23 protein-coding genes and 1 pseudogene are annotated in these 24,992 nt (G+C 61.4%); 5 read left to right on the plus strand and 19 right to left on the minus strand.

Features of this window, described 5'->3' with window-relative positions:
- Positions 1 to 66: 66 nt before the first annotated feature.
- Entirely contained in the window at positions 67 to 981 is a 915-nt protein-coding gene (locus J3P79_RS25150) for a LysR family transcriptional regulator (protein ID WP_434606509.1), read from the plus strand.
- Between the two features lie 47 nt (positions 982 to 1,028).
- Here J3P79_RS25150 and madM read toward each other — a convergent pair whose 3' ends face one another.
- The 9 genes from madM to mdcA form a co-directional block, all read right to left on the minus strand.
- Positions 1,029 to 1,793 carry a malonate transporter subunit MadM gene (gene madM / locus J3P79_RS25155; RefSeq protein WP_045157297.1) on the minus strand — a complete coding sequence of 255 codons (765 nt, stop codon included), beginning with the start codon at positions 1,791 to 1,793 and terminating at the stop codon, positions 1,029 to 1,031.
- A gap of 5 nt (positions 1,794 to 1,798) precedes the next feature.
- Positions 1,799 to 2,191, minus strand: a complete 393-nt coding sequence (gene madL, locus J3P79_RS25160; RefSeq protein ID WP_045157192.1) for a malonate transporter subunit MadL — start codon at positions 2,189 to 2,191, stop codon at positions 1,799 to 1,801.
- A gap of 66 nt (positions 2,192 to 2,257) precedes the next feature.
- Positions 2,258 to 3,178, minus strand: coding sequence for a malonate decarboxylase subunit epsilon (mdcH, locus tag J3P79_RS25165; RefSeq protein ID WP_434606513.1), 921 nt, complete (start codon positions 3,176 to 3,178; stop codon positions 2,258 to 2,260).
- On the minus strand, positions 3,175 to 3,798 hold the full coding sequence (locus J3P79_RS25170; protein ID WP_434606515.1) for a malonate decarboxylase holo-ACP synthase: 624 nt from the start codon (positions 3,796 to 3,798) through the stop codon (positions 3,175 to 3,177). Before J3P79_RS25170 ends, mdcH begins: the two co-directional genes overlap by 4 nt.
- Entirely contained in the window at positions 3,792 to 4,595 is an 804-nt protein-coding gene (mdcE, locus tag J3P79_RS25175) for a biotin-independent malonate decarboxylase subunit gamma (RefSeq protein WP_045157195.1), read from the minus strand. Before mdcE ends, J3P79_RS25170 begins: the two co-directional genes overlap by 7 nt.
- Entirely contained in the window at positions 4,592 to 5,443 is an 852-nt protein-coding gene (locus tag J3P79_RS25180) for a biotin-independent malonate decarboxylase subunit beta (protein ID WP_045157196.1), read from the minus strand. Before J3P79_RS25180 ends, mdcE begins: the two co-directional genes overlap by 4 nt.
- Complete coding sequence (locus J3P79_RS25185; RefSeq protein WP_039590517.1) at positions 5,436 to 5,735, minus strand: malonate decarboxylase subunit delta; 300 nt, start codon at positions 5,733 to 5,735, stop codon at positions 5,436 to 5,438. The genes J3P79_RS25180 and J3P79_RS25185 overlap by 8 nt, the downstream gene beginning before the upstream one ends.
- Positions 5,735 to 6,610, minus strand: a complete 876-nt coding sequence (locus tag J3P79_RS25190; protein WP_434606518.1) for a triphosphoribosyl-dephospho-CoA synthase — start codon at positions 6,608 to 6,610, stop codon at positions 5,735 to 5,737. The genes J3P79_RS25185 and J3P79_RS25190 overlap by 1 nt, the downstream gene beginning before the upstream one ends.
- Positions 6,611 to 8,281 carry a malonate decarboxylase subunit alpha gene (gene mdcA / locus J3P79_RS25195; RefSeq protein WP_434606520.1) on the minus strand — a complete coding sequence of 557 codons (1,671 nt, stop codon included), beginning with the start codon at positions 8,279 to 8,281 and terminating at the stop codon, positions 6,611 to 6,613. It abuts the gene before it with no gap.
- A gap of 252 nt (positions 8,282 to 8,533) precedes the next feature.
- Between mdcA and J3P79_RS25200 the strand changes: the two genes are divergently transcribed.
- Positions 8,534 to 9,040, plus strand: a complete 507-nt coding sequence (locus tag J3P79_RS25200) for a hypothetical protein (RefSeq protein WP_434606522.1) — start codon at positions 8,534 to 8,536, stop codon at positions 9,038 to 9,040.
- A 485-nt stretch (positions 9,041 to 9,525) separates the two neighbouring features.
- Complete coding sequence (locus J3P79_RS25205; RefSeq protein WP_434606525.1) at positions 9,526 to 10,008, plus strand: hypothetical protein; 483 nt, start codon at positions 9,526 to 9,528, stop codon at positions 10,006 to 10,008.
- 397 nt (positions 10,009 to 10,405) lie between these two features.
- On the opposite strand, the gene J3P79_RS25210 is transcribed toward J3P79_RS25205, so the two are convergent.
- The 4 genes and pseudogenes from J3P79_RS25210 to J3P79_RS25225 all read right to left on the minus strand — a co-directional run.
- Positions 10,406 to 10,831 carry a hypothetical protein gene (locus J3P79_RS25210; protein WP_434606526.1) on the minus strand — a complete coding sequence of 142 codons (426 nt, stop codon included), beginning with the start codon at positions 10,829 to 10,831 and terminating at the stop codon, positions 10,406 to 10,408.
- A complete protein-coding gene (locus J3P79_RS25215; RefSeq protein ID WP_434606529.1) occupies positions 10,794 to 11,423 on the minus strand; it encodes a nucleotidyltransferase domain-containing protein in 630 nt (209 codons plus the stop codon). The genes J3P79_RS25210 and J3P79_RS25215 overlap by 38 nt, the downstream gene beginning before the upstream one ends.
- Before the next feature lie 235 nt (positions 11,424 to 11,658).
- On the minus strand, positions 11,659 to 12,129 hold the full coding sequence (locus J3P79_RS25220; RefSeq protein WP_434606531.1) for a chemotaxis protein CheW: 471 nt from the start codon (positions 12,127 to 12,129) through the stop codon (positions 11,659 to 11,661).
- A pseudogene (locus tag J3P79_RS25225) lies at positions 12,122 to 12,787 on the minus strand (response regulator); the annotation flags it as partial. The gene J3P79_RS25220 and the pseudogene J3P79_RS25225, both read right to left, overlap by 8 nt.
- A gap of 150 nt (positions 12,788 to 12,937) precedes the next feature.
- Here J3P79_RS25225 and J3P79_RS25230 point away from each other — a divergent pair.
- On the plus strand, positions 12,938 to 13,438 hold the full coding sequence (locus J3P79_RS25230) for a hypothetical protein (RefSeq protein ID WP_434606533.1): 501 nt from the start codon (positions 12,938 to 12,940) through the stop codon (positions 13,436 to 13,438).
- Positions 13,439 to 13,736: 298 nt separating this feature from the next.
- On the opposite strand, the gene J3P79_RS25235 is transcribed toward J3P79_RS25230, so the two are convergent.
- The 6 genes from J3P79_RS25235 to pilG all read right to left on the minus strand — a co-directional run bounded on the left by J3P79_RS25235 (position 13,737) and on the right by pilG (position 23,763).
- A complete protein-coding gene (locus J3P79_RS25235; RefSeq protein ID WP_434606535.1) occupies positions 13,737 to 14,207 on the minus strand; it encodes a chemotaxis protein CheW in 471 nt (156 codons plus the stop codon).
- Positions 14,200 to 20,124: an Hpt domain-containing protein gene (locus J3P79_RS25240; RefSeq protein ID WP_434606536.1), complete on the minus strand. Its 5,925-nt coding sequence runs from the start codon at positions 20,122 to 20,124 to the stop codon at positions 14,200 to 14,202. The genes J3P79_RS25235 and J3P79_RS25240 overlap by 8 nt, the downstream gene beginning before the upstream one ends.
- A gap of 38 nt (positions 20,125 to 20,162) precedes the next feature.
- Entirely contained in the window at positions 20,163 to 22,223 is a 2,061-nt protein-coding gene (locus J3P79_RS25245; protein ID WP_434606537.1) for a methyl-accepting chemotaxis protein, read from the minus strand.
- A 153-nt stretch (positions 22,224 to 22,376) separates the two neighbouring features.
- Positions 22,377 to 22,913, minus strand: coding sequence for a chemotaxis protein CheW (locus J3P79_RS25250; protein WP_434606538.1), 537 nt, complete (start codon positions 22,911 to 22,913; stop codon positions 22,377 to 22,379).
- A 10-nt stretch (positions 22,914 to 22,923) separates the two neighbouring features.
- Positions 22,924 to 23,289 carry a twitching motility response regulator PilH gene (gene pilH, locus J3P79_RS25255; protein WP_434606541.1) on the minus strand — a complete coding sequence of 122 codons (366 nt, stop codon included), beginning with the start codon at positions 23,287 to 23,289 and terminating at the stop codon, positions 22,924 to 22,926.
- A 45-nt stretch (positions 23,290 to 23,334) separates the two neighbouring features.
- Positions 23,335 to 23,763 carry a twitching motility response regulator PilG gene (pilG, locus tag J3P79_RS25260; RefSeq protein ID WP_434606543.1) on the minus strand — a complete coding sequence of 143 codons (429 nt, stop codon included), beginning with the start codon at positions 23,761 to 23,763 and terminating at the stop codon, positions 23,335 to 23,337.
- 225 nt (positions 23,764 to 23,988) lie between these two features.
- Here pilG and gshB point away from each other — a divergent pair, with 225 nt between their 5' ends.
- Positions 23,989 to 24,942 (plus strand): glutathione synthase, encoded by a 954-nt coding sequence (gshB, locus tag J3P79_RS25265; RefSeq protein ID WP_434606545.1) that lies wholly within the window; start codon positions 23,989 to 23,991, stop codon positions 24,940 to 24,942.
- Positions 24,943 to 24,992 lie beyond the last annotated feature (50 nt).

The following is a 24,992-nucleotide window of genomic DNA, read 5'->3' on the forward strand; positions in this document are numbered from 1 at the left end:
ACAAATCCCCTCGCCACAAAGGCCGCTTGGGGCACAATCAGCCCATACGAATAAGAGTCCGCCCCCATGCTGATCGACGAAGAATTGACCCTGAAAAAACTCGAGGTGTTCCTGGCCTTCATGCGCACCGGCAATCTGGCGCGGGCGGCCGCCGATCTGCAGACCAGCAATGTCAGCGTGCACCGGGCCATTCATTCCCTGGAAAGCGCCCTGCGTTGCCCGTTGTTCAAGCATGAAGGCCGCAACCTCACGCCTTTGGAAAGCGCCTACGTGTTGGAAGAGCGTGCGCAGAAACTGATCCAGGATGTAATCGAAAGCGTTCGGTTGACCCGCGAGGCGGCCGGTTTTTCCGCTGAACGCTTCAAGCTCGGCTCGCTGTATTCGCTGACGGTCAAGACTGTGCCGCAGCTGATCATGGGCCTGAAGATCCGCCGCAGCGAACTTAATATCGACCTGATCATGGGCTCGAACATCGACTTGTTGTACAAGCTCAAGAACATGGAAGTCGACGCGATCCTGGTGTCGCTGGACGACAGCGTCAACGATCCGGACTGTGAGCAGATCGCGCTGTTTTCCGATGACATTTTCCTCGCCACACCGGCGGACTCACCCTTCGCCCAGCGCAGCGAAGTCGACCTGGCCGAAGTGCGCGACGAGACCTTCATCACCCTCACCCAGGGCTTCGCCACGCATCAGGACGGTGTACGGGTGTTCAAGCAAGCGGGGTTCGAGCCGAAGGTGGCGATGCAGGTCAACGACATCTTCACGCTGCTGAGCATGGTCAGCTCCGGGGTGGGCTATGCCTTGCTGCCGGGCAGGATCGCGGCGGTGTATGAAAACCGTGTGAAACTGATCCCCTTGCAGGAAAAGTACCGGTTGCAACAGCACATCGGCGTGGTGTTCCTGAAGGCCAAGGAGCGTGATCCGAACCTGTTGGCGCTGTTGGCCGAGTGCCGGATGTATGCCAATCGTCAGGTTTGAAACCGCGCTCGCGTAGGCGCCAGCGCGGTTAGCGAAGAGACTAAGCCCTACCCCATCAACCCGCGCATGATCAAAAACAACAGCGAAGGCCCGAGCAAGCACCCAAGTGCCGTATAGAACGCCGCCGTCAGGCAGCCATACGGCACCAGCTTCGGATCGGTCGCCGCCAGGCCGCCGGCCACGCCGCTGGACGTGCCCATCAACCCGCCGAAGATCACCGCGCTGCGGGGGTTGTTGAGGCCGATGAAGGGCGCCACGAACGGCGTCGCGACCATCACCAGGATCGCCTTGATCAGCCCGGCGGCAATGGACAGCGCCATCACCTCGGAACTGGCCCCGATCGCCGCCCCGGTCACCGGTCCGACGATATAGGTCACCGCTCCTGCGCCAATGGTGGTCAGGCTCACCGAATCGGTATAACCGAAGGCCATCGCCACGCCAACGCCGGCAATGAATGAAGTCCCGACTCCGACGAACAAGGCCAGCACGCCAACGAAACCGGCACGCTTGAGCTCCTCGACACTGACACCGAACGCCGTGGCAACGATGGCAAAATCCCGCAGCATGGCGCCGCCCAGCAGTCCGATCCCGGACAGCAGCGGGATGTCCACCACGCCTTTCTGCCCGCCAGTCATGGCCCCGCCGATGTAGGAGAGCACCAGCCCCAGCAGGATCGCGATGGCCGAACCGTGCAGGCGTCCTTTGGTGAACGTATTACTGATCCAGTAGGACACCCACATGGTGATGCCGACGATGGCAAAACCGCTGATCAGGCTGTAGCCGGTAATGACTTTCATCATGGATTCGTACATGGCGGTCACCCTACCGTTTTCACGGACACGTTGGATTGAGGGTCCTTGTTGCCGATGCGCACCAGCACCGGCACCAACGCAAAGGCAATCACCACCGCCAGAGTCCCCGCCAGGATCGCCATCGGCCCGCCTTTCAGCGCGCCATAGACGTTTTGCTGCGCGGCCATCGCCACCACGATCGGGATATAGATGGCGCTCCAGAATTCCACGCCGGCCTCGGATTTGCCCGTGAACAGGCCGCGTTTGTTCAGGTAGCTGCCCAGGCCGATCAACAGCAGCATCGCAATGCCGACTCCGCCGACGTTGGCCGGCACGCCGATCAATTTGCCCAGCATCTCACCGATGAAAATACCCGCCAGGGTACAAAAGGCCAGAAACGCCACACCGTAGATAATCATTGTTGTAGTCCTCAAAATGCATCGTCGAAGTTGTTGTTTTTGTGCTTCGCCAGCTTGAGTCGGTGTCTAGGGTTGGCGGTGTCCCTCCTCATGCAGCAGCGCTTGCAGCGTGTCGAGCCGCGCGCCGTCAAACGCCATGACAGTGCCTTGCTCGAACACCCGGCGCGCCAGTCCGGTCAGCACCGCGCCGGGCGGCAATTCGATTTGCAGGCGCACGCCTCGCTCGTAGGCGCTCTGCACCGTGCCGCGCCAATCGACGACCCGGCACATGTTGAAGGCCAGGTCGTCGCGCAGGGCTTCGGTGTTGAGCACCGGCCGGGCGCGGCTGCCGCTGAGATAGCCCAGGGATGGCGCCTTCAACGACACATTGGCGAAGGCCTCGGACAGCGTCCGCGCAGGAGCCTCCAGCAACGGGCAATGGGATGGCACGCTGACTGCCAACCGACAGGCCTTGCCCGCGCCCTGGCTACGCGCCATTCCAGTAACGAGGCCCATGGCTTCGTCGCTGCCGGCAATAACCACCTGGTTATCGGCATTGATGTTGGCCAGGTAGACCGGCGTTGTTTCGCTGTGTACCTGGGCCAGCAAGGCTTCCACGGCGGCGAGGTCTAGGCCGATGATTGCGGTCATGCCGTAGCCTTGTGGATACGCCCGCTGCATCAACTCGCCGCGCAGACTGACCAGTCGCAGCGCATCCGCAAAATCCAGCGCCCCGGCCACGACCGCCGCCGGATACGCACCGATGGACAACCCCGCCACGTAATCCGGTGCGGGGGCCTGCTCCAGCAACCGACGGGCCGCCGCCACGCCGGCAATCAGCAAGCACAGCTGCACGGCGCGGGTCGATTGCAACGCATGGGCAGAGTCCAACAGCAAGACATCCTCGCCAAGCACATCACCCGCCTCTTCCAGGGTCAGCGGCGCCAACCCATGGAGCATGCCCACGCGCTGCGCACCCTGGCCGGGAAAAACGAAGAGGCTGCTCACGCGACCTGCTCCGTTGGAGATTGCCAAGGATCGCTCACCAGGCGGGCCTGGATATCATCCTTGAGCAAGACCCGCCTCGACGAACCCGCCCACTCACGCAGGGCGACGGCGCCGCAAGGCGTTTGCAACTGCGTGTCCACGGCGCAGTCCAAGGCATCCAGCAGCGCCAGCAGTTCCTTGGCCTGGAGACGATTCAGACGACGCGGCGTGCGCAGGATCAAATCCAGGTCACTGCGTTCATGCAGCGCCTCGATGCCGGTGGCAAGCTCGAACCCGGCGCTGCCGCCGATGCCCCAGGCCCAACCACTGGCATCGAGCAGCGGCCGCAGCCGGGCCAGCGCGTGCAAGGCCGGCAGGTCGCGACGGGATTCGACATGGCAAAGGTCTTCCGGGCGCACCCGGCGCTGGATCGCAGCTAGTGGCATCGACGTGGGGTAACGCTGCTCCCGGGATCGACCCCGCAAGCCCACCGCGATGTGCCCAGGCGAGGCCAGCGCACGACGCACCACCACCGGTTGCCCGAGGTCGAGGGACTCGACAGCCCAGCCCGGCGCATCCGCAGGCAACTGCAAGGCAGTCATCCCCCAGAGCAGGTCATGGGCCAGAAACGTGCTCACCACTGCGCCCTCAGCAATTGGCGAACATGGCTGGAAGCTGCGCGGTTGGCGGCCCCCAAACGTCCGCTGAGATCCCGAGGCGCACTGGCCGCGTCGTTGATCGCTTGTTGCAGACAATCAATCACCCGGCCCAGATCCGCCGTCGCCGGCTGCTCGATCTGTTCCACCGACAAGGTTTCCCAGAGCAAACCCAGGCTGGCGTAGCTGTCGATGTCATAGGCCATCGGCGGCACGCTGGCGGCCAGGGCTTCGAGCTCTTCGACGCTGCGCAGGGTGACCCGCGCTGCCGAGGCCTTGCCCATGGCGTGGACCATCACGCCTGGATCGCGCAGGGCAATCAGACGGTTGGCCTGGTAGCCGTGGGCCAGGAACGCGCCGGACATGGCCTTGCCCACCAGCAAGCCAATCACCGGATGCCCGGCCAATCGGGCACGGGCATAACTGTCCGCAGCGCCGGCCAAGGCCTGATGAATGCCCAAGGCTTCTTCGCGCCGGCCATAGGCCTGGCTGGGGACATCGACGATGGCGATCAGCGCACGTTTGCACGGCGCATTGCGGTCGGCTTCGATGGCATCGTCAACAGCCTTGGCCAGGCCCCAGCCTTCGAGCAAGCCGACTTCGCCGTTGCGCGCCCGAGGGAAACGGTTGTCGGGATCAGCCACCACGGCGAGCAGGCGCGCGGTCTGGTCGCCCAGTTGGACGTCAGCGACTTTCAGCGAAGCAGGCAGACCGGCCAAAGGTTCGGCGCCGCCACTCAAGGCCTCGAACCAACGCAGGCCTCTCAATGAATACGAAGTCATGGGCGTTCTCCCTGATACAGCTGGCGAACTGCTGCCGGTTCGATTTGCACCTCAGTGTCCAAGCGAGCCAGGCGTTGCAGGAACAGTTCGGCCTGGCCGCTGCGGTGTTCGGCGGGCACGCCTAGATGCAACAATTCGCCGATTTGTCGGCGGATCTGCTCGACGTCATCGGCGACGTAGCGGTCCACCAGCCCGGTCGCGTAGCGCTGCTCGCCACCGGTCAGGCTCCAGATGAATGGCCGGTCGCGGGAGTCGTATTCGTCGAGGCCGGCTTCCTGCTCGATCACTTGCGGACCGTTCAGGCCCAGCCGCGCTTCCTGGGTCACCAGCAGGTAACTGCACAACCCGGCGGCGATGGACATGCCACCAAAACAGCCGACGCTACCCGCAACTACGCCAACCACCGGCTGGTACTGACGCAAATCGACAATCGCCGAATGGATCTCGGCAATCGCCGCGAGGCCGAGGTTGGCCTCCTGCAACCGCACGCCGCCGGTTTCCAGCAGCAACACGGCGCGGGTTGGAATGCCTTTGCGGTTGTCTTCGGCGGCCAGTTCCAACGCGCCGGCGATTTTTGCCCCGCCGACTTCACCGAGGCTGCCACCCTGGAACGCACCTTCGATGGCAGCCACGACAACCGGCAAACCGTCGAGGTTGCCCTTGGCGATCACCACGCCGTCGTCGCTCTGCGGCACCACGCCCTGGCGCAACAGCCACGGCGACATGACTCGCTGGAACGGGTCGAGCAGTTCACGGAACGTTCCGTCGTCGAGCAAGGCCTTGGCCCGTTGCCGGGCGCCGAGTTCGACGAAGCTGTGCTTGTTGAGCAGCGCTGCGCTGTCAGTCATGGCCGATCTCCTCGAAGCCTTGTTCCAGGCGCAGGCGCACCACGCCGGGGGTGGCGCCGAAATCATGGATGTCGATGCTCATCGCGGGAGGCGTCTGGCCGTCGAACATGCGGGTGAACAAGTGCTGCCAGCGCTGTTCGCTGCCGTTGACCGAGGTCTGCACCTGGATGGTCAGCTTGCCCGCCAGGCCGGGTTCGATCAGCACTTCCAGGTCTCCCGAGCCGACGCAGCCCACCAGCGCCCGCCCCCGTGGCGGCTGCCCGGCGGGAAATTCAAAGGATAAGGTTTCCATCAGCAAGCTCCTGGGAAGAGGCCATCGCCGCGTTCGATGCGATCAAGGAACAGGCAGGCGGCGAGCAAGTCGGCGGCGCCGCCGGGCGAGGCGTTCAAGGCAATCAGTTGTTGGTCCAGCGCGTGCAGTTGGCGACGCCCGCCCAGGCTCGTACTGCCACCGGCGTCGAGCACCGCTTTGGCGCCGTGCTGCATGGCCTGCAAACCGGCTTCGCCAGCGCGGTAGAGCACGCAGGTGTCGGCCAGGGTGGTCATGATCGCCAGCAAGGCATCGAGTCGGGCGTTCTGTTCGCCCGCCCCCGCCGCGCGGCTGCGCTTGAGTTGCGGCAGGCCCAGGTCGGTCACGGCCGGGAACGCCAGCTGCGCTTCTTCCCGGGCTCCGCGCACGCCGTAGCGTTGGGCGACCTGGGCGCCATGGCTCAGGGGTTGTGGCGCATAACGGTCGTTGAGCAAGGCCAGGCGGGCGGCACGTAAAGTGACGGCGCCCGCGGCGTTGGCTTCAGGTTCCAGCGCCGCCGCCGCGACGAGCAAGCCCAGGGCCCAGATCGCGCCACGGTGGGTGTTCACGCCACCCGTGGTCACCAGCATGGCGGCTTCACCTTCACGACCGATGCGGCCGAGGGCTTCTCGCAGCGGCAGGCCGATCTCGCCACAGTCGAGTGCGGCTTCGGCCATCTCCTTGAAGGCTGGCCACAACGACAACGCCGAAGCGTGCATCAGGCCCAGATGCAAATCGGTATGGGCACCGCTGCCGCGCCGGTCCACCAGCGCCGGTTTGGGCGAAAGATCGGCCTCGTCGATCAACGCGTCCACCGCGAGGTCGGCCAGGCGTTCAGCGAGAGGTATTGGCTTGGGTTGCAGATTTAGGGCGCGCATTTACCAGCTCCTGAACTTGGCGGGCGGGTTGTAGAGGCCACCGGACCACTCCACCAGATCGGCCACGCTCTTGGCCGCGAGCAACTCGCGGGTGGCGTCGGTGCGGCGGATGCCGAGGTCTTCGGGCAAGGCGATCAGCCCTTCGCGGCGCATGCGCGCGGTGTCTTTCGGGTCATGGCGCAAGCCGATGGCTGTCACCCCGGCCACGGCGGCGATCATCGCCTGGCGCTCTTCGAGGGAGCGGGCCTTGTACAGGTAGGCGATGCCTTCTTCGGTAAGCAAATGGGTGACGTCGTCGCCGTAGATCATGATCGGCGCCAGGGGCATGCCGGCTTTCTTCGCCACATCTACCGCGTCGAGGGTATCAACGAAGGTCGGTTTGCCGCCTTCCTGGAACGTCTCGACCATCTGCACCACCAGCTTCTTGCCGCGCTCCAGCAACGGCGCCTCGCCATCGCCATGGCGCATGTCGAGCCAGGCCGGCGTGCCGTGACGGCGACCGCGCGGATCGTGGCCCATGTTCGGCGCACCACCGAAGCCGGCCAGGCGACCACGGGTCACGGTGGAGGAATGACCGTCGCCGTCCACTTGCAGGGTGGCGCCGATGAACAGGTCCACCGCGTACTGCCCGGCCAGTTGGCAGACCATGCGATTGGAGCGCAGCGAGCCGTCGTGGCCGGTAAAGAACACATCCGGCCGGGCGGCGATGTAGTTCTCCATGCCCAGCTCGGTGCCAAAGCAATGCACGCTTTCGACCCAGCCGCTTTCAATGGCCGGAATCAAGGTTGGGTGCGGATTGAGCGTCCAGTTGCGGCAGATCTTGCCCTTCAGGCCGAGGGATTCGCCGTAGGTCGGCAGGATCAACTCGATGGCGGCGGTGTTGAAACCGATGCCGTGATTGAGGGATTGGACGTTGTGCTTTTGGTAGATCCCGCGGATAGCCATCATCGCCATCAGCACATGCACAGGCTTGATGTGGCGCGGGTCGCGGGTGAACAGCGGCTCGATGTAGAACGGCTTGTCGGCCACCACCACGAAATCCACCCAGGACGCTGGGATATCGACTCGCGGCAAGTCGCTGACGTCATCCACCAACTGGTTGACCTGGACGATGACGATGCCGTCACTGAAGGCCGCCGGCTCGATCAGCGCTGGCGTGTCTTCGGTGCTGGGGCCGGTGTAGATATTGCCGGCACGGTCGGCCATGAAACCGGCCGAGAGCACGACGTTGGGGATCAGGTCCACCACCAGCCGGGCATAGAGCTCGATGTAAGTGTGGATCGCGCCGATTTCCAGCAGGCCGTCTTCGAGCAACTGGCTGATGCGCAAGCTCTGGGTGCCGGCGAAGGAAAAATCGAGCTTGCGGGCGATGCCGCGTTCGAACAGGTCCAGGTGCTCGGAACGACCGACGCTGGGCATGATCATGTGCAGGTCATGCAGCTTGCCCGGGTCGGCCTTGGCCAGGGAGCGCGAAAGGAAATCCGCCTGTTTCTGGTTATTGCCCTCCAGCACCACACGGTCGCCGGGCAGGATCAACGCCTCCAGCGCCGCGACGATCTTGTCGGTGGGCAGCACCACACCATCGGCCAGCCCCTTCACCAGCCCGAGACGCCGCTGCTTCTCGCTGCGCCGCCGCGTCCAGCGCGAGTCGGGGGATATTGTTGTTGTCATGACCACTCCACGGGTTCGCTGTCGTGGGGGTTACCTTAGGCGTGTTGCGGCGAGGGCATCAATCAAGCTCGATGGCGGATCGTTACGGTGGGAGTAATTGTTTGTGCTGCGCTTTGGCTCCACCCGTCCGATAGAAACATCGACCTGTCAACCTTGACAGTAGTCGAACGGTTTTTTTTAGCGCTCAATCTCGATTCCGGCAATTCGATATTGTTCCGATCCCTGCTCAGAAACGCCGCTTAGGAGAACAGCATGCCCTTCTATGAAGACTTCACCGATTTCAAAAATGGACAGCGGAACGGGTGGGAGAACGGCCCTCATCTACCCTATGGAGAAATACGATTGGAGAATGGGAGCTACTTCTGGAGCGGTGACCTAAAAGTCCCTTCCAAGCCGTCGATACCCATTCAACCTTCGCTAATAAAAACATTCCCTTTGTCAGAAGAGGAACAACTGGATCGTTACATCATTAGTTTTTTTTACCGCGTCCACAGGCTCCAAGCAGGTGAAGCGACCGAGCTACCAGTAGCTGTCTGCACGGACGGGTATGAACATCTGGGCGTCCTTGCTTGGCTAACCGAGAAAACTCCGATCGATCAATGGATACCCGTAAAAGACAAAAGTAGTTGGTTCAGATCTTCAACGGTTCTGTATATCGGGACTGGCCGCGGGCTGGTCAACAATCTACACAGAAAAATTGATATTACGAACATTTTGGTGACCCGGATCACTCCTGCACTTGAAATAGCAAGGCGATAGAGTTACGCGATTGCGCATACTGTTGTCACTCTACAAGTAATAGCACCAATCCAACTCCGAAAAGGGAACGACAGTCCCCTTTTAGCGTGTCATATAGAGCGCGCGCCAAGAGTGTTTCCAGCGCGAGTCGGGGGATATTGTTGTGGTCATGACCACTCCACGGGTTCGCTGTCGCGGGGGTTACCTTAGGCGTGTTGCGGCGAGGGCATCAATCACGCCCGATGGCGGATCGTTACGGTGGGAGTAATGGTTGAATGCCGAAGCGGCAAACTCAATATTCATGCGAATGACTAACGGCACGTAGCCGCTGATCAGATTGCGGCCGCAACCTGTCAACTCTGACAGTAGTCAAACAACCCTCCCCTGCGTTTACTAAAAACTAATCGCTGTTGCCCCTGTACGGCGTCACGCACCGGCAAGATCAAAAGCCCTATAAGCGGAGAAATAAAAGATGAAGAATCTGGATGAACTAACGACTTTCAAAGATGAAGAATCTGGATGAACTAACGACTTTCGAAGATGGAGAGAGGAACGGCTGGGAAAACGATGTGGGATCCCTAGATGGGATACTCGTTACTGAAGGGCAGAACACTTTCTGGTCCGGCAAATTGGAATGCCCACCCACGCATAGGTTTATGCCTTCTATCGCCAAGATGTTTACCCTTCCAGGCGGGGATCAGGACAGAGGAACTCTTCGCATAGAATTCAGGTACCGCGTGCACCCGCCAGAGCCAGGGGAAGCAACATCCCTTGCTATCGTAGTCACATCGAACATATCGCTGGCCTCCAGTAGCATTGCAATAGATTCGAACACTAAAGTCGACAAATGGCTCGCAGCTGGTGCGGGAGTTTCATACATAAGTAACAGGACCCATATCGTGTTCGGTACGGATCGCGGGGTGGGCAGCGGTGTATCCCGTAAAATAGACATTGATGACATCAGAGTTCTGCAGATTCCCAATTCATAGGACACCACGAACTGCCGCCCGACCTACGGATGTTTTTACCCTGTAGCGTCAACTCCCTCGCGATGGGGTTCAGGCGGCCGGTTCTAATCAGGTTGACCTAGTGAGCGGCCCCGGCAGCAGTTATGCCAGAGTTCAGGTTGCTATACCGATACCAGCCCCTCTAACGCCTACAAATGCGGCAATTTCGCCACATGCTACCCGACCTGCACTGCCCCCTGCTCCAGCCCGCACGCCGGCATGTCGGCGTAGTTCAATTGGCTGTCGAGCTTGCAGGTGCATGGAAGATGCACCACCAGCCGGACATCCAGTTCCAATCATACAAATCAAAAAATGTGGGAGCGAGCGTGCTCGCATAGGAGAACGGGTTGGATTGAAAGTTTGCGGCGAGCACCACGGGTCAACTCATGTCCATCAATTGCCGAACCCGATCAAGCAGTTCTGCAGCACTTTCAATCAGTTGGGTAAGCAGCGCATCATCTTCATCCATGTACCCCTCGTACTCGGCAAGGTTGCGCCGCTCATGACACAACGCGAATAGCCGGACCTGCATTTTACTGATGTCCGCCGTGTGAATCAGGCATTGGAAGACCAGATAGCGCTTGTCCGACCGACAACCGCTCAAGCGTAGCGCCGTGAGCGCCAAGGCATGGGCGGCGTTGTATGCCAGGTCGAACCGGCTGGCGAAAGAAAGGGAAGTTGTTTTGGCATCCTTCAAGCGATCCGTTGCCGAACACATCAGGCCTTCGCATTCCTGACAATCCGGTGGTTCGGCTTTCAGGCCGTCGCTACGTAACAGATTCTCCAGGTTTTCCTGCTTGCCCATCCTTGGTTTCCAAAGGGTCTTCCCCCAGCAAATTGATCTTGTCCTGTTGCGCTACACGCACCACGAAACTGTTGCCAGCGGCACGTTTCGTAGCCCAGTCCTGGGGGGTGTAGAGCGTTGGGTTTAGCGGGCGGCCCAATTGCTCTTCCAGAGGTAGAAGCCGCTCCATCACTTCACTGTAGTGCAGGCCTTCGCCGATCAGCATGAGATCTATGTCACTGGATGCGTTTGCCTGGCCCTTGGCGATAGAGCCATAAACGAACGCCCAGCGCAGTTGTTCTGAAAAAGGCTCCAATGCCTGGCGCAACGGTTCGGCGATACCGATGGTTTTGCGCACGATGCCTAGCAGCTCAGCGTAAATCGGGCAGTGTGGGTTGGCTTGATAATGGGTTTGATTGCCCAGACGAGTCATGGTGAGCACACCTGAGCGTTGCAGGCGCTCCAACTCTCGCATGAGGCTGCCTTTACCTATTTGGGCCCAGCGGGCAATTTCGTTGGCATAGAAGCTTTGGTCCGGCTTACCGAACAACAAGCCCAAGACCCGCTGCTGAGTGGCCGTGAACAGCGCGTCGCTGAGAGAAAGGTGGTTCATAGAGCGACCTGAAGTCCCAAAAAGGGAACGATAGGTCCCTTATTGGGACTTTGCAAACGTTACCGCCTCACCCGGTCCCATAAAGGGACTTAACAGACCCTTTATGGGACCTAGTTATCGAGCGCGACAGAGAAGGTGTTACTTGTGATAGCAGCGGCATACTCAATATTGATATCGCCTGACCCAGCGCTATCGCGAGCAAGCTTTGCTCCCACACATTGGAACTTAGTATGTCTCAGGTGTTGTAGGGTTGAATCAGGCCAGCCGCCATCACCAACTCCTCCAACGCCAACAGATCCGGCACTTTCGCCACGTGCTCCCCCACCTGCACCGCCGCCTGCTCCAGCCCGCACAGCGGCACATCGACGTAGCTCAACTGGCTATCGAGCTTGCAGGAACGGGGGATGCCTTGCACCAGCAGGGCAATGAAGCGCAGCTCCGGCCGGCCGCCCAGGGCGTTGAGCACGACGATGCGTACGCGCTCGCCCATCACGGTTTTCTGGCCGCAGGCCGACTCGAAGCTCAACAGCGGAATCTGCCGCTCGCGCCAGCTCACCCAGCCCAGGAACCACGGCGGGGTGTCCAGATCGAAGGCGCTGCTTTGGTAGTCGATCAGTTCGGCCACCGCCACGTTGGGCATGATCAAATGCCGGTCGGCCAAGGGCAGCAATAGCCCCGTGAGATGACTGGTGCGAAATTCATCCATGTTTTTTGCTCCAGTACGCGATGCTGTCGAGCAGCACCGATTCCTGGTACGGCTTGCCCAGGTAGTCGTTGACACCGATGGCCATGGCGCGGTCGCGGTGTTTCCGGCCGGTGCGGGAGGTGATCATGATGATCGGCAGGTGCGCCAGGCGCGGGTCGTTGCGCACGTGTGTCGCCACTTCGAAGCCATCCATGCGTGGCATTTCGATGTCCAGCAGCATCAGGTCCGGCGTGTGTTCGGTCAACAAAGCGATGGCATCCACGCCGTCCTTGGCGGTAAGGACGTGCATGCCATGACGCTCCAGCAAACGACTGGTGACCTTGCGCACCGTTACCGAGTCGTCCACCACCAGCACCAGCAACGGCCGTTGCGGTTGGCCCTCGCCTTCAGTCGACACCTGGCGGCGCGGGACCTGGTGGGGCAAGGCGCGGATCGGTGCGAGCAGGTCAAGAATCAACACCACCCGGCCGTCCCCCAGTATCGTCGCGCCGGACAGGCCTTGCACCGCCGAGAACTGCGGGCCAAGGCTCTTGACCACGATCTCGCGAGTACCGGTGGTGGCGTCGACTTGCACCGCGACATGCCGTTCGTTGCACTGCACCAGCAGCACCGGCAAAGGCTGGCTCTGCCCCAGCAACTTCGGGCGGGCGCCGGGTTTCCAAGGTACCGTCTATCGAAAAGGAGGGTACACCTGTCAAACCTGACAGTAGCCAAACAATTCTCTCGGACGCCAACTAAGCCGAGCTGCGGCACGTAATGTTCCGATTCCCGGACTGGGTCCACAGCATTAGTGACTGGAGGATTTAATATGAGCTTTCCTGATATGACCAACTTCAATTCCGGCAACTGGAACGGATGGACAAACAGCGATGGAACCACTGAAGGTCTTGCTAACGAAGGGGACAATTATTACTGGACCGGTAAATTTGAGATCCCAGAATCCGCTCCTTATATCGGAACGGTTCTTAAGAAGCGATTTACAATTCAGGACGACGAAAGAGATGATTTTTACGTGATAGAGTTCGGCTATCGAGTCCGAGACCTATTACCTAATGAAGCGCAACTGGTTGTATTTGTACTTGCTCGCGAAAGTGACTACGACCGTATAACCTTAGACTTTGATTTGGACAAAACAACTGCAGTAGATAGATGGTGGGGTGCGAGTACCCGAGCTAAGAAGTGGTTCTCTGGTTCTGATAGCCAGATTCGGCTTTGCGCGGCAAGTCACTCACTCGATGCGGGAAATTCTCGCTCAGTTGACATTGACAACATCAGTATTAAAAAAGTATCTGAGTCTATAATAATTTGAGAAAAATCTGGCTCGTAGTTTATCTACGAGCCAGATTTCACAAGTTATTAATAGGCCCACGGGCTAAATCCTGAGTTGCGTCTGCTTCAAAGTTTGAACAACCCTGCCGCCACCAGCTCTCAGTTGCCCTCAAGTGAGTCTCTTTCGCCACAGTTTCCCGACGGCCACTGCGGCCTTGGCGTAGAAATTTTGATTCGGCTTCCTGAACAACAAGCCCGGGACACGCTGCTGAGTGGTGGTGAACAAAAGCTTCCCAAAAAGCGAACGATAGGTGCCTTATTGGAACTTATCGTTCCCTTTATTGGACCTTTACATTGACCAACCCCGCCGCCATCACCAACTCCTCCAACGCCAACAGATCCGGCACTTTCGCCACGTGCTCCCCCACCTGCACCGCCGCCTGCTCCAGCCCGCACAGCGGCACATCGACGTAGCTCAACTGGCTATCGAGCTTGCAGGAACGGGGGATGCCTTGCACCAGCAGGGCAATGAAGCGCAGCTCCGGCCGGCCGCCCAGGGCGTTGAGCACGACGATGCGTACGCGCTCGCCCATCACGGTTTTCTGGCCGCAGGCCGACTCGAAGCTCAACAGCGGAATCTGCCGCTCGCGCCAGCTCACCCAGCCCAGGAACCACGGCGGGGTGTCCAGATCGAACGCGCTGCTTTGGTAGTCGATCAGTTCTGCCACCGCCACGTTGGGCAGAATCAAATGCCGGTCGGCCAAGGGCAGCAATAGCCCCGTGAGATGACTGGTGCGAAATTCATCCATGTTTTTTGCTCCAGTACGCGATGCTGTCGAGCAGTACCGATTCCTGGTACGGCTTGCCCAGGTAGTCGTTGACACCGATGGCCATGGCGCGGTCGCGGTGTTTCCGGCCGGTGCGGGAGGTGATCATGATGATCGGCAGGTGCGCCAGGCGCGGGTCGTTGCGCACGTGTGTCGCCACTTCGAAGCCATCCATGCGTGGCATTTCGATGTCCAGCAGCATCAGGTCCGGCGTGTGTTCGGTCAACAAAGCGATGGCATCCACGCCGTCCTTGGCGGTAAGGACGTGCATGCCATGACGCTCCAGCAAACGACTGGTGACCTTGCGCACCGTTACCGAGTCGTCCACCACCAGCACCAGCAACGGCCGTTGCGGTTGGCCCTCGCCTTCAGTCGACACCTGGCGGCGCGGGACCTGGTGGGGCAAGGCGCGGATCGGTGCGAGCAGGTCAAGAATCAACACCACCCGGCCGTCCCCCAGTATCGTCGCGCCGGACAGGCCTTGCACCGCCGAGAACTGCGGGCCAAGGCTCTTGACCACGATCTCGCGAGTACCGGTGGTGGCGTCGACTTGCACCGCGACATGCCGTTCGTTGCACTGCACCAGCAGCACCGGCAAAGGCTGGCTCTGCCCCAGCAACTTCGGGCGGGCGCCGGTTTTCAGCAGCTCGCCCAGGTAACACAGCTCGTAGCGTTGCCCGGCATACGTGTAGGTCGGCGGATCGAGCTGGTAATAGCCGTCCAGTTCGGCGGGCAATACCCGGACAATGCTCTCGATGGTGTTCAATGGAATCGCATACTGGTCTTCATGGCACTGGACCATCAACGCGCGGTTGACCGACACCGTGAACGGCAGGCGAATGCGGAAATGCACGCCCTGCCCCGGCGTCGAGTCGATGGACATGCTGCCCCCCAACTGCCGCACCTCTTCGTGGACCACGTCCATGCCGACGCCGCGCCCGGAAATCTGGGTGATCTTCTCAGCCGTGGAAAAGCCTGGCTGGAGAATGAATTGCAGTACGTCACGGTCGCTGATGTCGCTGTCGGGCGCCAGCAAGCCACGTTTGATCGCCTTGCTCCGCACGGCCCCAAGCGGCACGCCGGCACCGTCGTCACGGATGTCGAAAATGATGTCGCCTCCCTCGCGGGACAAGTCGAGGCTGATCCGCCCCTTGGCCGGTTTTCCGGCGGCGATACGCACGTCGGCAGCCTCCAGGCCGTGGTCCACGGCGTTGCGCAGCATGTGTTCCAAAGGCGCGGCCATGCGTTCGAGCACGTTGCGGTCCATCTCGCCCTCGGCATTGCCGACCACGAACTCGACGTCCTTGCCCAGCTCTTGGGCGACTTGCCGGACGATGCGCTTGAGCCGCGGCAGCATGCGTTCGAACGGCACCATGCGCGTGCGCATCAGGCCTTCCTGGAGTTCGGTATTGATGCGCCCCTGCTGCTGCAGCAGGTTTTCCGCGTCGTGGTTGCTGCGGTCGAGGGTTTCCTTGAGGTCGAGCAAGTCCGAAGCGGACTCGAACAGCGCCCGGGACAATTGCTGCAGTTGGGAGTGACGATCCATCTCCAGGGGATCGAACTCTTCGTAGCCCAGCCGCTCGGCCTCCACTTGCTGGCGGCTGAGAATCCGCCCCTGGGTTTCGGTGTCGAGGCGGCGCAGTTGGTCGCGCATGCGCTCGATGGTGGTTTCCATCTCGCCCAAGGCAATGCGCGCATCATTGACCTGTTGTTCGATACGGCCCCGGAAGATCGACGTTTCGCCGGCCAGGTTGACCAGGTCGTCGAGCAATTCGGCGGAGACCTTGACCGTGTCCGCGCCGTCGCCCGACACGGAGGGCTCGGGTCGCGTCGGCAGGGACGCCGGCGCCTGGACCGAAGCTGGCTCCAGCGCTGCAACAGGTTCAGGCGCGTCGCTCTCCTGTGGATGGCTCACCGCCTGGATCCGCGCGATCAACCGATCGCCCGGCGGGCACGGCTGACCGGCGCGGACTGCGTCGAGCATCTGCGCCAGTCGGTCGTGACTGCTTTGCAGCAGGACAAAGAGCTCGGGGCTCGGTTGCAGCAGCCCCGCCGACAGGCCTTCATAAAGATTCTCGAGCTCATGGGCGAGATCGCCGATGGGGGCAATTTCCACCATCCGCGCGCCGCCCTTGAGGGTATGCAGATCCCTCAGCAAGGTCTCCACGGCTTGGCGATTGGCCGGGTCTTCCTGCCAGCGCAGCAATGCGGCACCGGAGCTGTCGAGGATGTCGAAACCCTCCTCGAGAAAGATCTCCAGCAGCTCCGGGTCGTGCCCCGAGGCATCGCCCGTTGCAGTCGGTGTCTCGATGGCGCTCGGCCGGTCCTGGCGGAACCGGTGAATGGCGTCGATCAGCGCAACGGGATCACCCAATGGCTGGCCTTGCTGCAGTTGCCCGAGCAACAGATCCAGGCGCCCGTGGCAGCTTTCGAGCAGCTGCGCCAGTTCCTCGCTGTAGCTGTAGCGGCGGTCCACCAGCCCCTCGTAGAGGTTTTCCAGCTCTTGGGCCAAGTCACTGACCGCTCGGATGCCCGCCATGCGCGCGCCACCCTTGAGCGTATGCAAATCACGCTGCAGCGATGACAGCGGCGCGCCGTTGTCCGGATCGGCGAGCCAGCGCTGCAAGGCCTGGGCGGCGCTTTCCAGGATGTCCTGCGCCTCTTCGAGAAAAATCGAGGCGATGTCATCGTCGACCGAGGTATCGGTGGTCGCGCCGTGCTCCATTTCGGCGGTCGCATGGCTCAGCTCGCGGATACTCAGGGTGCGACTGCCATCGCTGCGAATCAGCCCCGTAGCGGCTGGGTCGAGGCTGTCCTCGAGCAGTTTGCGAAGGGCCTGCACCCGCTCGGGCCGCGAATGCACGTGCTGGCCGGCCGCCAACTCGTCGAGCATGTCGATCAACGCTTCGTGGGCGCGTTGAGCCTCCTGGAAAAAGGCGTCGCTGACTGCCAGGCTGCTTTCCTCGACCGCACCGTAAAGGTCCAGCAACGCTTCGCAGAGCTCGTCCACCGGGTGCAGATCAGCCAGGTGCGCACCTTCGCCCAGGGTGGTCAGTTCGTCGAGCAAGGCACTCAGTTCCTGGCCTTCGGCGGGGTGTCGCTGCCAACGTTGCAACAGGTTTTCCGCGTCCAGCAGGATGTCCATGCCTTGGGCGAGGAAGTTATTGATCAACTGCGGATCACGCTTGGTCCGCGCGCCTTGATCCGCCGCGCCAACCACAGCCTGCAAGCGCTCGACCAACAGCGTCCGGGCCCGCTGGACCAAGTCCTCGGCGCCGGCAATCGGCGCCAGCGGTTGGCTGTGTAACTGGCGCAGGCCGCGTCGCAGCAACCCCTCGCCCTCGAGCAGCAGCTCAATCTCATCCAGGTCCAATGCCAGCAGATGAGCCTTGTATTCCCGGGCCAGCTCGTCCAACGCCCCGGCGAGTTCGGCGATGGGCTGCACACCGGCCATCGATGCGCTGCCCTTGAGGGTGTGCAACGCCCGTTGCAGTTCGTCGCTGGCCTGTAACGGCAGCTGTTCGGCGGCGTGATCAAGGAAGCGATCGAGCGTGGCGAGATGCCCCTGGGCTTCGTTGTCGAAAATCTTCAACAGCAGCGGATCGAGAGCGGTCACGTCCTGCTCATCGTCATCCTCTTCATCGTGGCCCTTGGCAAGGGCATGGGCGCGAGCGGCCAGGCGATCGACGTCGTCGCGCTGGGATTGGCGATGATCGGCGAATTCGGTGATCAGCGCCGGCAGCAATTGCACGGTTTCTTCAATTAACCGAAGGACTGAAGCGCCCGGTTCGACACTGCGCTCCAGCACCCGATTGAGCAGGTTTTCCACCGCCCAGGCCAACTCCCCCAGGATCAACGCCCGCACCATCCGGCCGCTGCCCTTGAGGGTGTGGAAGGCCCGGCGCAGTTCCGTCAGGGCGCCGTGATCGTTGGGATGGGCAGCCCAGCGCGGCAGGTATTCATTCAGCACATCCAGTACTTCGGCGGTTTCCTCGAGGAACACTTCGCGCAGCTCATCGTCCACGGGGCTTTCATCCGCCGGGGGCGGTAGCAGGCTGGCCGGCATGGTCCTCGCCGGTGGGTTGACCGCCGAGACCGGGCTGGCCAGGACTTCGGCCAAGGATTGCACAGTCTGCGGATCGTCCAGCTCCTGCAAGTCCTGCATGACCTGCGCTTCATTGGGGCTGAGTACGTCGTCGAGCAATGGCACGCGGGCTTCGTCGGGGGAATACCCGAGGGCGCCCAGGCTTCGTTCGACCCCATCGAGCAGGCTCTCGGCAGGCTTGAGCGGGTCTTCGCTCAAGCGCTCCAGGTAATATTCCAGGCCGGTGATCACATCGGCCAGATGATCCAGTTCTTCCCAGCCCGGCCGGGCATGTTCGAGCAACAGATGCTCATGGATGAAACCGTGGCACGCCTCCACGAGGCTGGCGGCACGGGTCAACGGAATCATCGCCAGCGCACCGCGCACCTGGGTCAGCAGCGCCGGCAATGCCAGGAGTTGCTCGCTGTTCCAGTCCGCGTCGATGTAGTCGACGATCATGTCCTTGGCCTGTTGCAGGCAAGTATGGGCTTCCTTGATGACGATCTGGTGGATCTGGGTCAGGTCGGTGGTCGGCAGGCGGTTGTCTTCGCGGCTCTCGGGTTCGACGGTACCGACCATGCCGGCCAGGGTCGCCTCGACGTAGAGCAAGGCCCCGGCGACGTCCATCAGCGTTGCATCATCCGGCTCACGCTGGCCCTGGGCGATGCTCAGCACCACGGCCAGTTGGTCGATGATCACTTTGCGCGGCTGGCCGAAACCCAGCACCGCCAGGGTGTCGGCGATCTGTCGCAGGGGCGCCAGCAGACTGTCGAGCTCGGTGACGTGCTGTCGATCGCTGCGCACGAACAGGTCCAGGCGCTCCTTGACCCGCACCAGTTCCTCGCAGAGCGCGGCCAGCACCGAGCGCATGGCATCGCGGTCTGGCCCGGCCAGGCGGGCCCGTTCTTCGTCGACCATGGCGCTGTCGGGCAGCGCATCGTCCAGTGAGTAGCGTTCTTTCATGATCTGCATCTGCCCGCTGGGATGTTCGGCCTTGGCAATATAGAACAACAGGCTCTTGACCAAGTGTGACGGGGCCGGTTGATTGACGCCTGGCATGCCTTGCACCAGCAGGCGCTTGAGTTCCTTGTCGGCATCCTTGAACAGGCTGCGCAGCGCCGGGCTGTTGGCGATACGCCCCTCGCGCATGCCCTCGACCAACGCCGAAGCGACCTGCCACAACGCATTGAGCGGTGCCCCGGCGCACAGCGCCTCCAAACGGTGAAAGACCTTCGCCAGGTAGCCAAGGTGAGTGACGTCGTCCTGCTCACGAAGCAACCCTACCAAGGCGACTTGCAAAGTTTGGCGCAGCTTGCGCAGGGTGCCTGGCAAGTCGGCCGGTTCGAGCCGTTTCAAGGCGTCATCGCTGAGCGGCGCGCCATCCGGCAGTTGCGGACTGAACAGGCTGGTTTCCGACAACAGGCTTTCGCCCCGGGCACTGCGCAAGTCGTTGATCAACGGCAGCACCACCAACGGCAGGTCGCGGCGGGCGCCTTGCACACGCTCAAGATAGACCGGCAACTGGCCCAGGGCCTGACGCAACAGGCTGATGGCCTCGTCGCGATGGGCGATACGGTTGTCCTGCAGCGCGATGCACAGTTGCTCCATTTCTTCGGCGAGCAACGCCGCGCCATAGAACTCGACCATTTGCAGGCCACCATGGACCTGATGGATGCAGGCCAGGCATTGGGCAAGGGCATCCGACGCTTGCGGGTCGTCCTCCGGGCGATTGAGCGCCAGATGAGCCTGCTTCAGCGTTTCGGCAATCTCGCCCTTGACCCATTCCAGGGCCACGTAGTCGTGCCGATCACCCATAACCACTCCAAATCAACAGTCATATGCCGCAGAGCACATCAGCCCTTATCCCCATCCGCCACAGTTGCTGGCGGCAAGGTAAAACCCGACACCGAGCGGCGCAGCTGGCTGGCCATTTTCGCCAGGTTGCCGATGCTTTCGGCGGTGGCGGTAGAGCCGGAGGAAGTCTGCGAGGTGATCTGCTGGATCACGTTCATGGTCAGGGAAATCTGCCCTGCCGAGGTGGTCTGTTGCTGCGCAGCGTTGGAAATGCTCTGGATAAGCGCAGCCAGGGTCTTGGAAACACCTTCGATTTCTTCCAGGGCAACGCCGGCATCCTGGGCCAGCCGAGCACCGCGCACCACTTCGGTGGTGGTCTGCTCCATCGAGATCACCGCTTCGTTGGTATCGGCCTGGATCGCCCGCACCAGCGTCTCGATTTGCCGGGTCGCTGCCGAAGAACGCTCGGCCAACCGCTGCACTTCATCGGCCACCACCGCAAAGCCGCGCCCGGCATCGCCGGCCATCGACGCCTGGATCGCGGCGTTGAGGGCGAGGATGTTGGTCTGGTCGGCGATGTCGTCGATCAGGCTGACAATGTCGCCAATTTCCTGGGACGACTCGCCCAGGCGCTTGATGCGCTTGGCGGTGTCCTGGATCTGTTCGCGAATGTTGTCCATGCCATGAATGGTGTTGTGCACCACCTCGTTGCCCTTGTTGGCGATTTCCACGGAGCGCTCGGCCACCGCCGACGACTCGGCGGCATTGGCCGACACCTGGTCGATGGACTGGGCCATTTCATTGATTGAAGTCGATGCTTCGGAAATTTGCTGGGCCTGGTGTTCGGACGCCTGGGCCAGGTGCATCGCCGTGGCCTGGGTTTCCTGCACGGCGGCGGCGACCTGGCCGGCGGTGAGGTTGATCGTCGCCACCAGATCACGCAACTGATCCACCGAATAGTTGATGGAGTCGGCGATGGTCCCGGTGAAATCCTCGGTGACCGAGGCGGTGACGGTCAGGTCGCCATCGGCCAGGTCCTCGATTTCGTCCAGCAAGCGCATGATCGCGTTCTGGTTGCGCTCATTTTTTTCCGCCGTTTCTCTCAGTTGGCGGTTGGTTTCGCGAACCATGACCAGGCCGATGAGGATGATCGACATCAACGCCAGCAGGCCCAATACGTAGCCGCCGAAGGTGTTGACGGAACGCCCGCCCGCCAGGTTCTCGAACGCCGTGGCCAGGTGCGAGGCTTCATCGAGCAAGGTTTGCGACAGGTTGAAGATATTGCCCGCCGACTCACGGACCTTGAACAGCTCCGGCGAAGTTTCGAGAATTTCATCCACCGAGCCGGAGACAAACTCGAACAGCTCGCTGATGTCCGACAAGCGCGCCCGGGCGTCACGATCCTGGACCTGGGGAATCTTCAAGGTCGGGTCGCCTTGCAGCATGCCATTGAGCACCTGGCCAAAACGCGCAGCGTCACGGCCAAAGGTATCGGCGGCCTGGCTGGCATTCTCGTCGCCGGCCAATACGGTGTTCACCGCGCCGAGGATCCGCTCGGCCAGCAGCGACTGGCGCTGGGCCATGGCCACCTGAGCGGCCGGCGCGCCACGTTGCAGGAGGATCTCGACGACTTTTTCGTACTCGACCTGCAGCTGTGGCACGGTTTCGGCCAGGGTCGCCGCGACCTGATGCAACGACAGGACGGTTTGTTCGCTGGAGAGAATGGCATCGGTGTTCTTCAGCAGCCGCTCCCAGTCCAACTGCACGGCCCGCATCTGCGGGCGCAGGGTTGCAGGCGCCGGTGGCAGGCCGGTCACGGGGTCGCCCTGTTTAAGGTAGCCCCAGCGCTGGGCGAAGTCGTTGCGCGCATCACTCAGCAGCTTGAACGCAGCCGCCTTGCCGGCCGCCGCCTCGGTGGCGTTCTTGGCGATGCGCTGGGACAACACCCGCAGCTCGCCGGCATGGCCGATGTACTGCTTGTCATAGGTGGATTGGGTGTTGAGGTACGCAAAGTTGGCGAACAGCAGCATGATGAAGACAATCAGCGCGACGAACAGCACGATGATCTGCGAACGACTGCGCGACGCTTCCAGTGGCTTGCCTGTTTTTGCTTTGATCATCGGTACTCGCCTGTCCCCAAAACCCCAAAACACCGCCATTCAAATGTGGGAGCGAGCTTGCTCGCGATAGCGGCGGTACAGCTTGCATCAATGTTGACTGCACTGGCGCCATCGCGAGCAAGCTCGCTCCCACAAGGGCCACGCTGCGGCCTGTTAAACCGCCACGTCCATAAACCCCGGCGAGCGCGCCAGGGCAAACGGGCTGAACACCTGCCACTGCCGCTCACCGGAAAACCGGCCGTGGATGAACGCCGATTCTGGCCCCTCGAGGTGCGTCGAGGCCGATTCGAGGCTGTCCTGGGCGAAATGTTGCAGCCCGAGGACTTCATCCACCAGCAAACCGGCGAAGACTTCTTCAAGATCCACCACCAGCACCCGCCGCTGCTTGCGCACGCTGGACAGTTCGTGGCCGAAAAAACCGCACAGGTCCATCAGCGGCAACAAGCGCCCGCGCAGGTTAGCCACTCCGCGGACCCATGGCTTGACGCCGGGCAATGCCGTGTGGCGCGGCTCATGCAGCACTTCGCTGACTTCGCCCATCGGCGCCACGTACCAGTGTTCGCCCAGGCGAAAACCGATGCCGCTCCAACTGTCGCGATGGGCGGGCTGGGACGGCAGCTCCGCACCCAGCAGCCGACAGCGTCGATCGATCTGGAGCAATAGCTCGAATGCGGTCAGGGAGTGGCTCATGGCCGTGCGTTCAACCTGCCAGTACGTTATTCAAGGTCTTAATCAAGGTTTCTTCATCCACCGGCTTGGTCAGGTAGTCCTTCGCCCCCTGGCGCGTCCCCCAGACCTTGTCGGTTTCCTGATCCTTGGTGGTGATGATGATCACGGGAATGTGCCCGGTTTCAGGATCCTTGGTCAGCTGGCGCGTGGCCTGGAAACCGTTGAGGCCGGGCATGACGATGTCCATCAGTACCGCATCGGGTTTTTCCTGGCGGGCCAGTGCCACGCCATCGGCGCCATTCTCGGCCTTCAGGACCTGGTGGCCGTGCTTTTCCAGCATGCCCGTCAACTTGTACATTTCAGTCGGCGAATCATCGACGATCAGAACTCGTGCCATGGTGTTCCCCATTCTTCTGGACCTCGGGCCCGAGGCCGAGCGTCATTAATGTGCCTGGTGCGACTGGACAGCGGCAAAGCCCGGGACATGGGCCTGTATCGCGCCCAGCAGTTCTTCCTTGCTGAAAGGCTTGGTCAGGAATTGATCGGAGCCGACGATGCGCCCCTTGGCCTTGTCGAACAGCCCATCGCGGGACGACAGCATGATCACGGGCGTAGCCTTGAAGGCGCTGTTGTTCTTGATCAGGGCGCAGGTCTGGTAACCGTCCAGGCGCGGCATCATGATGTCGACAAAGATAATGCCTGGATGATAATCGACGATCTTGGCCAGGGCATCGAAGCCGTCGACCGCCGTTATCACCTCGCAACCGACGTTGCGCAGCAAGGTTTCGGCGGTGCGGCGAATGGTCTTCGAGTCATCGATGACCATGACCTTCAAGGCACTGGGTTGCTGCTGCGTAAGATGCTCTGCCATTGCCACTGCAAACCGGTTTTTAACGCATAAGTTTGATCGACGGCGCAAACCCTTGATGTTCAAGGCCCGCACGTCACATGGCAGCCTTTTTAGCACAGTCTCCAGCAACGATCTATCAGCCGCTCGGTACGGCGGTTTTTCCTTGACCGGCAATCTTCGGGGCGCCACTCTGACGCCACTTTTTCACGCCATTTTGTGCCCATCCAATTTTCGAGGAACCAAGCCATGAGCGTACGCGTCGGCATTGTCATGGACCCAATCGCCAGCATTTCCTATAAAAAGGATAGCTCGCTGGCCATGCTGCTGGCCGCTCAAAAGCGCGGCTGGGAGCTGTTCTACATGGAACAGCGCGACCTCTACCAGGCCGAAGGCCAGGCAAGGGCGCGGATGAAACCGCTGAAAGTCTTCGCCAACCCCGAGAAATGGTACGAACTGGGCCAGGAAAGCGATGCGCTGCTGAGCGACCTGGACGTGATCCTGATGCGCAAGGATCCGCCGTTCGACATGGAATTCGTGTACTCGACCTATCTGCTGGAGCAGGCGGAAAGCGCGGGCGTGCTGGTGGTCAACAAGCCGCAGAGCCTGCGCGACTGCAACGAAAAACTCTTCGCCACGCTGTTCCCGCAGTGCACGCCGCCGACCATCGTCAGCCGTCGCCCTGACGTGTTGCGCGAATTTGCCGACCATCATGGCGACGTCATCCTCAAGCCCCTGGACGGCATGGGCGGCTCGTCGATCTTCCGTCATACCGCCGGCCACCCGAACCTGTCGGTGATCCTGGAAACCCTGACCTTGCACGGCCAGCAGCAAATCATGATCCAGGGCTACCTGCCGGCCATCGTCGACGGCGACAAGCGCATCCTGATGATCGACGGCGAGCCCGTGGATTACTGCCTGGCGCGCATTCCGGCTGCTGGCGAAACCCGTGGCAACCTGGCGGCCGGTGGTCGCGGCGAAGCCCGTCCGCTGACCGACAAGGACCGCTGGATAGCCGCTCAGGTCGGCCCGACATTGCGGGAAAAAGGCCTGTTGTTTGTCGGCCTGGATGTAATTGGCGAGCACCTGACGGAAATCAACGTCACCAGCCCGACCTGCATCCGCGAGATCGACAATGCCTTCGGCACCGACATTGGCGGCATGCTCATGGATGCCATCGATCAGAAGCTCAAGGCACGTTGATCCAGATCCTGATGAAGGAAACCCACATTGCGTTATCATGCCCGGCCTGA

This window comes from Pseudomonas sp. R1-7 (genome assembly GCF_051132105.1).
GTDB lineage: Bacteria > Pseudomonadota > Gammaproteobacteria > Pseudomonadales > Pseudomonadaceae > Aquipseudomonas.

Coding starts and splice junctions, on each gene's coding strand:
- madL (WP_045157192.1), bottom strand. CDS start 2,191: ATGATTATCTACGGTGTGGCGTTTCTGGCCTTTTGTACCCTGGCGGGT.
- gshB (WP_434606545.1), top strand. CDS start 23,989: ATGAGCGTACGCGTCGGCATTGTCATGGACCCAATCGCCAGCATTTCC.
- J3P79_RS25180 (WP_045157196.1), bottom strand. CDS start 5,443: ATGACTGACAGCGCAGCGCTGCTCAACAAGCACAGCTTCGTCGAACTC.
- J3P79_RS25250 (WP_434606538.1), bottom strand. CDS start 22,913: ATGAGCCACTCCCTGACCGCATTCGAGCTATTGCTCCAGATCGATCGA.
- J3P79_RS25200 (WP_434606522.1), top strand. CDS start 8,534: ATGCCCTTCTATGAAGACTTCACCGATTTCAAAAATGGACAGCGGAAC.
- J3P79_RS25245 (WP_434606537.1), bottom strand. CDS start 22,223: ATGATCAAAGCAAAAACAGGCAAGCCACTGGAAGCGTCGCGCAGTCGT.
- J3P79_RS25235 (WP_434606535.1), bottom strand. CDS start 14,207: ATGGATGAATTTCGCACCAGTCATCTCACGGGGCTATTGCTGCCCTTG.
- J3P79_RS25185 (WP_039590517.1), bottom strand. CDS start 5,735: ATGGAAACCTTATCCTTTGAATTTCCCGCCGGGCAGCCGCCACGGGGG.
- pilG (WP_434606543.1), bottom strand. CDS start 23,763: ATGGCAGAGCATCTTACGCAGCAGCAACCCAGTGCCTTGAAGGTCATG.
- J3P79_RS25220 (WP_434606531.1), bottom strand. CDS start 12,129: ATGGATGAATTTCGCACCAGTCATCTCACGGGGCTATTGCTGCCCTTG.
- J3P79_RS25190 (WP_434606518.1), bottom strand. CDS start 6,610: ATGCGCGCCCTAAATCTGCAACCCAAGCCAATACCTCTCGCTGAACGC.
- mdcA (WP_434606520.1), bottom strand. CDS start 8,281: ATGACAACAACAATATCCCCCGACTCGCGCTGGACGCGGCGGCGCAGC.
- J3P79_RS25150 (WP_434606509.1), top strand. CDS start 67: ATGCTGATCGACGAAGAATTGACCCTGAAAAAACTCGAGGTGTTCCTG.
- madM (WP_045157297.1), bottom strand. CDS start 1,793: ATGTACGAATCCATGATGAAAGTCATTACCGGCTACAGCCTGATCAGC.
- pilH (WP_434606541.1), bottom strand. CDS start 23,289: ATGGCACGAGTTCTGATCGTCGATGATTCGCCGACTGAAATGTACAAG.
- J3P79_RS25240 (WP_434606536.1), bottom strand. CDS start 20,124: ATGGGTGATCGGCACGACTACGTGGCCCTGGAATGGGTCAAGGGCGAG.
- J3P79_RS25205 (WP_434606525.1), top strand. CDS start 9,526: ATGAAGAATCTGGATGAACTAACGACTTTCGAAGATGGAGAGAGGAAC.
- J3P79_RS25210 (WP_434606526.1), bottom strand. CDS start 10,831: ATGGGCAAGCAGGAAAACCTGGAGAATCTGTTACGTAGCGACGGCCTG.
- mdcE (WP_045157195.1), bottom strand. CDS start 4,595: ATGACTTCGTATTCATTGAGAGGCCTGCGTTGGTTCGAGGCCTTGAGT.
- J3P79_RS25215 (WP_434606529.1), bottom strand. CDS start 11,423: ATGAACCACCTTTCTCTCAGCGACGCGCTGTTCACGGCCACTCAGCAG.
- J3P79_RS25230 (WP_434606533.1), top strand. CDS start 12,938: ATGAGCTTTCCTGATATGACCAACTTCAATTCCGGCAACTGGAACGGA.